This is a genomic window from Acidaminobacter sp. JC074 (genome assembly GCF_022496765.1).
GTDB lineage: Bacteria > Bacillota > Clostridia > Peptostreptococcales > Acidaminobacteraceae > JABXKX01.
This window is the reverse complement of record NZ_VANV01000021.1, coordinates 96736-106386: the sequence shown is the minus strand read 5'-3', so window position 1 is coordinate 106386 and position 9651 is coordinate 96736. Positions and strand designations below refer to the sequence as shown.

The 9651-nt window shown below is 34.8% G+C and carries 10 protein-coding genes; 6 read left to right on the top strand and 4 right to left on the bottom strand.

Annotation, left to right across the window (positions count from 1 at the left end):
* The first annotated feature begins 221 nt into the window (after positions 1-221).
* Positions 222-563 carry a helix-turn-helix domain-containing protein gene (locus tag EZV73_RS21760; RefSeq protein ID WP_240842548.1) on the top strand — a complete coding sequence of 114 codons (342 nt, stop codon included), beginning with the start codon at positions 222-224 and terminating at the stop codon, positions 561-563.
* Positions 564-567: 4 nt separating this feature from the next.
* Here EZV73_RS21760 and EZV73_RS21755 read toward each other — a convergent pair whose 3' ends face one another.
* From EZV73_RS21755 to EZV73_RS21745, 3 genes are read right to left on the bottom strand one after another with little or no spacing between them, the layout of a single operon-like run.
* Entirely contained in the window at positions 568-1443 is an 876-nt protein-coding gene (locus EZV73_RS21755; protein WP_240842547.1) for an MBL fold metallo-hydrolase, read from the bottom strand.
* Positions 1444-1456: 13 nt separating this feature from the next.
* Positions 1457-2770 (bottom strand): Na+/H+ antiporter NhaC family protein, encoded by a 1314-nt coding sequence (locus tag EZV73_RS28925; RefSeq protein ID WP_240842546.1) that lies wholly within the window; start codon positions 2768-2770, stop codon positions 1457-1459.
* Positions 2761-3555, bottom strand: a complete 795-nt coding sequence (locus EZV73_RS21745; RefSeq protein WP_240842545.1) for an MBL fold metallo-hydrolase — start codon at positions 3553-3555, stop codon at positions 2761-2763. The genes EZV73_RS28925 and EZV73_RS21745 overlap by 10 nt, the downstream gene beginning before the upstream one ends.
* Before the next feature lie 157 nt (positions 3556-3712).
* Between EZV73_RS21745 and EZV73_RS21740 the strand changes: the two genes are divergently transcribed.
* The 4 genes from EZV73_RS21740 to EZV73_RS21720 are packed head-to-tail and all read left to right on the top strand — an operon-like array spanning position 3713 to position 6457.
* A complete protein-coding gene (locus tag EZV73_RS21740; RefSeq protein WP_240842544.1) occupies positions 3713-4282 on the top strand; it encodes a TetR/AcrR family transcriptional regulator in 570 nt (189 codons plus the stop codon).
* 51 nt (positions 4283-4333) lie between these two features.
* A complete protein-coding gene (locus EZV73_RS21735; protein WP_240842543.1) occupies positions 4334-5413 on the top strand; it encodes an NADH:flavin oxidoreductase in 1080 nt (359 codons plus the stop codon).
* The gene (locus EZV73_RS21725; protein WP_330637180.1) at positions 5410-6042 is read left to right on the top strand and encodes a peroxiredoxin-like family protein; all 633 of its coding nucleotides are present in this window, start codon (positions 5410-5412) and stop codon (positions 6040-6042) included. Before EZV73_RS21735 ends, EZV73_RS21725 begins: the two co-directional genes overlap by 4 nt.
* A gap of 13 nt (positions 6043-6055) precedes the next feature.
* A complete protein-coding gene (locus tag EZV73_RS21720) occupies positions 6056-6457 on the top strand; it encodes a nuclear transport factor 2 family protein (RefSeq protein ID WP_240842542.1) in 402 nt (133 codons plus the stop codon).
* A gap of 27 nt (positions 6458-6484) precedes the next feature.
* Here the strand turns inward: EZV73_RS21720 and EZV73_RS21715 are convergent, their stop codons facing one another.
* Entirely contained in the window at positions 6485-7708 is a 1224-nt protein-coding gene (locus EZV73_RS21715; RefSeq protein ID WP_240842541.1) for a MerR family transcriptional regulator, read from the bottom strand.
* Positions 7709-7956: 248 nt separating this feature from the next.
* Between EZV73_RS21715 and EZV73_RS21710 the strand changes: the two genes are divergently transcribed.
* Complete coding sequence (locus tag EZV73_RS21710) at positions 7957-9651, top strand: urocanate hydratase (protein WP_240842540.1); 1695 nt, start codon at positions 7957-7959, stop codon at positions 9649-9651.

Sequence of the window (9651 nt, the reverse complement as noted above, 5' to 3'; positions counted from 1 at the left end):
TACTATGTATACTAAGTAGATTCGACATCGGATCTACTTTTCCTTTTTGTAATTTTTACCAATTGATAAATAAAAGAAATGAACTATAAATCATCTGATTCATAGTTCATTTTTGTTTTGTTAATTATTTACTTTCGACAGCCCCTTTATTTCTTACATAATTTTTTGTTGACACTTGTTTGTTTCTCCTCTAAAATACCTTGTATCAGAAGGGAGCAATCATGAAAATCAGAAAAGAAATTACATGTCCTTTAGAAATCACCCACGATATTATAAAAGGTAAGTGGAAAACTGTCATTTTATACCAAATCAATCACATAGAAAAAGCTTCGCTGTCTCAATTGGAATCTTCCATAAAAGGGATCAGTCAGAAAATGTTATTAGAACAATTAAAAGAACTGATGTCATATGGCCTAGTAGGTAAAAATACTTTTCAAGGATACCCTTTGCGTGTGGAATATTACATTACAGAGGATAGGGGGAAAAAATTGATAGAAGCTTTAGATATCATGCAAGAAATTGGTGTGAAGTATCTTGAAGACCAAGGGACTACCGAAGGGTAGATCTTTAAAATTCAATTATTTGGCCGTCTTCTGGAATGATCATTCTTTCCTTAATACCAGCCTTTAATGCTTTTTCTCTCAATTCCTCTCTAGTTACAGGACAATGGTCTAAACTTTCCATATGAATGGCAACTATTTTTGCATTAGGTACTAATTTAGAAATTTCTATTGTATCTTCTGCATTCATAACAAGTTGGGCCATATTGCCTTCTGCATCAATTGGCAGACTTGCACCACCTGAATGAACAATCACAATATCTGGTTTAAATGATTTAATAGCTTCTTTCATGTCGTCTGTTAGTAAGTTGTCACCTGTCCAGAATATAGTTGGTTCACCTTCAGCTTCTAAAACATATGCTGAGCTATCGCCGACAATTGGTAGAAGAAATTCTACATCTGCATGAACACCTATAATTCTAGTAATTGTTATGTTATCGATCTTAATTTGCGAGCTGATTGGCTGTAAGTTTGTAAAACCCTTACGCTTTAATCCAGCTTCATCAAATGGCTGGATGTAGACAGGCATATCTTTATCTAAGACTTGAACTGCTTTTGCATCAAAGTGATCAGATGGGCCTTCCATGTTAGAATCTTCTGGTATATGCGTATGAGTAACCAGTGTGAACTCAACATTCTTTAATAGAGTATCAATATCTACTGGCATGCCTACTGTAGGATTTGCTAAGACTTCATTGTTTAAAAAGCCTGGATACGCAGCTTGATCTGCTAACATGGGATCCGTTAAAAATGTTTTTCCTGCATATTCAATTTTCATAGTTGCATTTCTTACAAACTCGATTTTAGTAGTATTTTTTTCTTGTGGTTGGCAACTTAATATCAAAAATGAGATTAAGCTGATCATAATAATTAATTTTTTCATTTTCTGTCCTCCGTTACATTGTGTAACCTAAATATAAAAATATGAGTGATGTTAATGCCACATAGGTTAAAGCATAAGGCATTAAAGCTAAAACTTGATTGACTGGCTTGAGGCCAAGTGTGCCTGAAACAAGTATGTTGGATTCCGATATAAAACATACTTGTGTACCAAAGCTGATTCCAGAAAGTATAGCTCCGATAACCATGAAAGCATTGACTTCATGAACTTGAGCTAATGGTAGTAAGACGGGTAATATAAGTGGTATGGTTGCCCATACATCAATCCCGGCAAAAACAAGACCAGCTACCAAAAGGAAGGAAAATACCAGAAGGTTTTCCCTCGTGATTAATGGATTGATTAAGTTTAACACTGTATCTGCGAAGCCTAACTCAGTAAGTATTTCACCGAAAGTAAAAGCAAAGATAATAAATATCAAAGGTGAGGTCATAGTAGACATACCTTTTAAAACGATATCAACGGCTTCTTTGAAGTAGACTTGTTCAGAAAAGCTCAACCATGCTGTCGTAACCACTAAAGCTGTGACCAAGCCGTAAGTTATGTTTAAAGTTAATACTGTTACGACTATTAATATAACAATTGGTATTACAAAGTTTAGTGGATTACCTTTTACCGAGATTTCTTGATCTTCTCTCGCCTTGAAGTTATCATATGCTCTTTTTAGTCTAAAAACCCTAGGTGCAAGCCCTGAAATCATTAAAACTGTTCCAATAATGCTGATTATAGGATAAATCATGAATGGCATTATTTTAATGTGGGTGCCAATTTGTCCATGACTAGTATCTATGCCTGTCGTTTTAAGAACACCATATATGAATACTGCCCATGTTGATACTGGTGTCATAATACTTAGTGGTACGCTAGTTGTGATGGATATGATCGACACTTGAACTCTTGGTATTTCAAACTTATCTATGATCTTTCTCATAGTTGTTCCTACTAATAAGGAGTTGAGATAATCATCCATGAACAAAGCTATTCCTAATAGCCAAGTAAATAGTAGAGCGCTTTTTTGAGTATGAATTCTATTTTTAAGAAACTCAATCATACCCAGTATCCCTCTTGAATGTGTGATAAGTTCTATTAGACCACCAAATAAAGTTAACATAATAATTAAAAATATAATGGTCTCATTTGCTAGTGTGTTATAAACACCAGCAAGAAAGTGCTCAGGAAATGTCAGCCCATACTTAATGATATATGCTGTCAAAACGGCTAGAATTATTGGTTCAACTGTTCTTTTACTCATTATGGAATAAAGGATGAGTAAAAGAACAGGAAGGTATATAATGATTGATTCTATAGACACACAATTTCACCATCTTCTGGAATGATAATATTCAAAACTTGATTTTTCTCCGCTTTCATTCTAAGTTCTTGTCTGGTAACTGGACAGTGGTCAAGGGATTCCATATGAACAGCAATTATTTTAGCATCTGGTAGAAGTTTGGCTATTTCTATTGTGTCATCTGCATGCATAACGAGTTGTGACATGTTGCCTTCAGCATCTATTGGCAACTCTGCACCACCTGCATGGACAATCACAAGATCTGGTTTCTCATCTAGAAGGTACTTTTTCATTTTCTCTGTCAAAAGTGTATCTCCAGTCCAAAAGATACTTGGTTCATCTTGAGATTTAAGCATGTAAGCGGAACTATCACCAACAAGCGGTAAGAGGGCATCTATATCTGCATGTCGACCAATGAATCGTTTTACTGTTATTTCCTTATAATCCAAGGATTCTTCAATTGCATGTACATTCACAAAGCCGGCATTCTCAAGTCCTTTTACATCACTTGGTTGCGTAAGGATAGGTAAATCCTTCTTTAGTTTGGATACCGCGACTTGATCGAAATGATCTGAAGGTCCGCCAGCTCCTTTTGCAGGAATATGCGTATGTGAGACGAGCACGCTGGTAACATTTTTTGTTATTTCATCTAAAGTTGTCTTTAGTTCTGCTGTAGGATTTACTAGATTTTCACGATCCATAAATCCTCTATAAGCGCCTTTCTCAGCTAACATGGGATCTGTAAGAATGACTTCTCCAGCATAACTGATCCTCATAGTTGCATTCCTAATTAATTGAATTTTCATTTTTGTTCTCCTTAATTTGTCAATATGTTGTGACTAACTACACAATAACATCGTATTATTTTCCTTGTAAATTACCCACTTTTTTGTGGGTATGAAAAAAAATGAACTTGACATTAATCGAACGGTCGTTTATTATAGACTTATAAGGAGATAGAATTTGAGAAAAAAAGATGAATTAAAAGCTTTGGGAATTCGCTCATCAGTTATAAAATTAGCTAGAGATTTTGGTCTACAAGGCATTTCAATGTCAAAGATCGCAAAAGACTGTGGGATTTCATCATCAACAATCTATACATACTATAAAGACAAGAATGAAATGATCCATAGTATTTATCATGATCTTAGAGAGAAGAGACATAATAATATATACAACTCAATTAAGGAAGGCATGAATGCTGAGGAGACTTTAAAAGTCATTTACCTTGATTTTTATGATTATTTGATTGAGTTTGAAGATGAATATTATTATATAAGACAGTTTTCTTCTTGTCCTTGTTTAGATGAAGAGATAAGAGAAAAAGAATATCATATCGCTATTGATAAGATCATTGGAGGTTTTATAGAATCAGGCGATTTAGTAGATGTGGACATTACAATCATTCATGCTATGTTGTCATCTACAATAGAAAGAATAGCTGAAAACTATTTTACAGGAAAAAGAAAGTTAAGTAGAGATGAAATTATCAAAAGCTTTGATTTAATATGGAAAGGCATTAAAGCCCACTAGGGCTTTAATTTAAACATTCTAAATTAAACGAACGTTCGATTAAGGAGCGTTATGAAAGTATTTAAGAAAAATAAGTTGGGAAGTATTGAATTAAAAAACAGATTTGTAAGGTCAGCTGCGGGATCTGGTGTTGCATCAAAAGAAGGTTTTGTAACTTATGAAGTAAAGGATTGGTACAGAAAAGTTGCTTCTGGTGGCGCAGGGCTTCTGATTACAGAAATGATGACGGTATGGGATGATAGTAATTTCCCAGAGTATTATTTAAGAGTAGATGATGACAAGTATATTAAGGGATTAAAAGAACTTGCGGATATAAGTCATAGCTATAGGTCTGGAATTGTCGCTCAGATTGGAAATTATGGTTCACTTTTACATTGGGAGCCCAATAAAATACCTGTAGGTCCATCAAATGTCAAGGATGCAATTAGCTGTATTGAGCCACATGCCCTAAGTGAAATAGAGATAAATGATTTAGTGAACTATTTTATAGAAGCGGCAAAACGTGTAAAGGAAGCGGACTTTGATGGTGTACAAGTTCATGCAGCTCATGGTTTTCTATTAAATAAGTTTATCAATCCCTATTATAACAATAGAAAAGACAGATATGGCGGTTCGACAGAAAATCGTTCGAGAATTATTGTTGAAATTGTTGATGGTATAAAAAAAGCTTGTGGGAAGGATTTCTTAGTCTTACTCAAATTAAATAGCGACGATTATGTAAATGAAAGCTATGGCTTTAAGTTTGATGAAGCTAGAAAAGTTGCAAGTTATTTATCAAATAAAGGATTTGATGGATATGAAATAACAAGTGGATTAGCAGGTGGAAGAATATCTCCTGCAAGGCCTTTAGATGAGGAGGCCTATAACTTAAAACATGCAAAAATTATTTCTGAAGAAAACAATCTACCTGTTATTTTGGTAGGTGGTATCAGGTCTTTAACTCTTGCAGAAAAGATTCTAAATGAAACATCAATAAACAGTATTGGAATGACACGAGCTTTGACTTATAAGCCAGATTTAATCAATGAATGGATGAATGGAGAGCAAGTATCGAAATGTATCGCTTGCAATAAATGTTTTGTAACAGACGGACAATTATGTATTTTTAACATAAACAAGGAGGCCATATGATTTCTGAATCACTAGCTGCTTTGAAGAATAATTTCTATTCAAGTGCTCCAAAAGACATACTGGATATAATTGATCAAAGCATATTTGACTTGGTTGAAAACAAGTTGGTAGAAAAGGCCATCAAAGTTGGCAAGAAGATGCCTGAGTTTACTCTAAAAAATGCTGTAGGTAATCAGATTTCTTTGAGCAGTTTACTACAAAAGGGGCCATTAGTCGTTAACTTTTATAGAGGTGGATGGTGACCGTTTTGTAATATTGAGCTTGGAGGTTACCAAGAGATAATAAATGAAATTCACAGAAGAGGTGGACAATTAATTGCGATTTCACCGGAAAAACCTAATGACTCACTGTCGCTTCATGAGAAGATGGCTCTGGACTTTGAAATCCTGTCTGATATTGATAATAGGTTAGCAAAGAAGTTAGGCATTGCCTTTTCCATGGGTGAGGAGTTAAAGAAAGTATATCATTCCTTTGGTATTGATTTGAAGTCAAAACATGGCAATGACGAATATGTTATGCCTGTACCGGCAACCTTTGTGATTGATAAAGAAGGCATGATACAACTTGCGCATATAGGTGTTGATTATACTCAAAGACTAGAACCTGAAGAAGTCTTGAAGTATCTATAATAAGGAGGCAATAATGACTAAGAAAACACATACAAAAGAAGCAATTAGAGAGGCTATGGATCACTTAATTGATCGAGCAACAAATTTTGATACTGAAGCATTAGAGCTAATTTATCATGATGATTTTCATACGACACTCATTAACCCTGATGATACAGTGGTAACCTACAATAAAAGTGAGTTTAAATCACATTTTAAAAAGCAAGCTGATGAAGGTAAGCATCAGTTAAATACATGGGCAAAATGGCATGACTTTCACGTTTTAGGTGATACAGCGGTATGTGTGTTAACAAGAAAACATTCTGGTATGAATGGTGAGGAAATGAAACTTTTATGTAACATTGAGTTTAGATATGAGGATAATAGATGGCAAGTACTTAGAGAGCAGATATTTCTTCGTCCATTAAATGAATAACTTACCGACTAAAAAGATGAGCTTTGCTCATCTTTTTAGTTTATAAGCATTAATATCTAGTTTGTCTCCTTCTTGATGAAATGAAAATGATAAGCCTTTTCCTGTGTTTTTTAAAGTGGCAATATTTTCAGATTCAACTATTTTGTAACCATTTTCCTTTAAGCTATGAAGGTATTTGTTACTATTGAAATTGTCAGGTGAGGTCTCAGGGTAATGCTTTGAGATATAAGTTCGTGATAGACACCCATCTTGTAATGAAAAAAATACGGAGTAGATAGTTGAATCTTTTTTAAGGTAGGGATGGATATTAAAAATAAGCCTTGTTTTGTTAAAAAGCATATGTTCACTACTAGAGCTGAAATCAATAAATGTATCAACACATTTATCACGAATTGGCAGACAAAAGTCATTGTTGGTGATGTATATGATATCAAGGTCTAATCCTAAGTATTCTAGATTCTTCTTAAACATGGCAATGAGATCTTTGAACTTATCAATCACGATGAATAGATTATTTGAGCCTAATTTATCCATAGTCTGGTATAAAAAGAAAAAAGAGTTGAGATTGGTTTCCAAAATTACCTTATCATTTTGAGGTATCATTTGATCATATATCCATTGACTAGATCGATTGATGATATTAATGAGGTCAGTGGAATTGTCTTTATATACTTGTCTTTCTAAATCAGGTTTATCATATTGACTGATAGGTTTTGAATCTGTAATTAGAATACCGTCCTGAACAAGTGCTGAATATTTGCAGGTGTTACAGAGAAGGTCAGCTTGGTAGATATATTTATGATCCATTTGTGCATTTGTAAGTACCAAAGGTTTCTTGCAATGTGGGCAGTAGAGCAAGTATAGCCCCCTGATTGGCAGTCCTGTACTAGTTCTTTCTTTGGTAGGTGTGTTCTCATTTATCTCTTGATCTGCTTGTTTTATCATTTCTTTTATAGCCATCATGTCTGACCTTAATTTTTCCTTATGATCAGATAGAATTTTGTGATACTCGTTTATGTCTTCTGGCTCAACCCAATTGGATATTTTTCTAAGTGCTATAACTTTTTCGATGTCTTTAACAGGCATGCCCATGCTCTTGAGTTTTCTAATGAACTCAAGCTGGATAATATTCTCTTTACTAAAATCGAATTTTGAATTGATCTTTTTAGGATTTACAAGGTTTAGATTGATATAGTGACGAATGGCACCAATACTCAATCCTGTTTCTTTACTTGCTAAGCTAATTTTCATCATGCCTCCTTGACTGAAGTTTACCATAATTTTAATTGAATGAATAAGAAAATAATTAATTAGAAAAGAGTGTATAAATTTTATACATTGATGTATAAAATTTATATACATTCTATATGTTTATTATACTGGTAATCTTTATATTTTGTGTATAAAAATTATACAGCAGCTTTCTGAGAGTGTCTGAAATGCATAAGTCTTAGTTGGCATGGTACTTGCAATAAGTAATCTAAACGAAGGAGGACTAGATGAAAACACAAGTATTATATGAGATTAAACCACCAAAAGGAACAGAACTAAGATGTAAAGGATGGAGACAAGAAGGGCTTCTAAGAATGCTCGAAAATAATTTGGCTAATGCAGAAGCACCAGAAAAATTAGTCATATATGGTGGCAATGGCACTTGCGCAAGAAACTGGGAATCGTACCATGCCATTGTAAAATCACTAACAGAACTTGAAAATGATGAAACATTGGTTATGCAATCAGGCATGCCGGTAGCTGTCTTTAAAACACATCGATTGGCTCCGAGAGTTGTCATGGCCAATACTAATTTTCTACCAGCCACATGGGATACATACTTTGATTTAAGAGACAAGAACTTAATGATGCATGGTCAATATACAGCAGGTCCATGGGAATACATTGGTACTCAAGGCGTTATTCAAGGTACCTTTGAAATCTTAGCTGTTATAGCTGAGCAAAAGTTCAATGGCTCATTAGAAGGAAAAATCCTTTTAAGTGCTGGCGTTGGCGGTATGGGTGGCAATCAGGGCAAGGCTATGGCATTACATGGTGGATGCGCCATTATACCTGATGCTGATGAACGTGTTATTAAGAGAAGAATGAAGGCAGGCTTTATTGATAAGATGGTTCATACATTTGATGAAGCTTTAGAGCTTGTTAACCAAGCTATTATTAAAGGTGAGGCACTTTCAGTTGCAATACTTGCTAATGCTGCAGATATCTTTGAAGAGTGTTTAGAAAAGAATTTTATACCAGATATTTTAACAGAGATGACACCATGTCATGATCCAAGTATTTATATACCTTCTGGCTATACAGGTGAAGAAGCAGACAAGTATAGAGCAAGTGATAGAGATGCCTATATGAAAGAAGCTTATGAAACCATGAAACGCCAACTTAGGGTGATGAATGCTTATTATGATAAGGGGGTGGAGACCTTTGAGTATGGTACTTCTATTAGAAAAGAATGTATGGACGCAGGTATGGCTAGAGAAGAGGCTTTAAAGATTCCTGGCTTCTTGGTGAAATATGTGAGACCTCTTTTCTGTGAAGGTCGTGGTCCTTTTAGATGGCTATGTTTATCAGGTGATTCAAAAGATCAAAAGCGCTTGGACGATCTTGCTCTTGAGCTATTTAAAGGGGATGAGATTATTGAAAGATGGATTAAACTAGCATCTGAGCATCTACCTATTGAGAGCTTACCAGCTAGAATTTGTTTCCTAGGTTACGGCCAGAGAAAAGCTTTTGCTTTAGCTGTTAATGAGCTTATCAGAAATGGAGAAGTTGGTCCAGTTGCCTTTACCAGAGATAATTTAGATGTTGGCTCAATTGCCAATCCACTGGTAGAAACACAAGATATGAAAGATGGTTCTGATAGTGTAACCGACTGGGTTTATTTAAATGGTTTATTAAATGTAGCATCAATGGCAGACCTTGTGTCTCTTCAAGCCAATGGTTCTATGGGGACATGTATTCATAATGGTGCAACAATCATTGCTGATGGTAGCGAAGAAGCTGAGCTTAGGTTAGAAGCGTATATGAATGCTGATGTTGGACTTGGTGTTGTTAGACATGCTCATGCAGGCTATGAGAAGGCCGTTGAGGTAATCAGTGGTGATGGACCTTTAACAAATGATTCTATTAAGATTCCATTATGGTGGACTAGAGAAGCTACTTATGGTCCTGAGGACTTATAA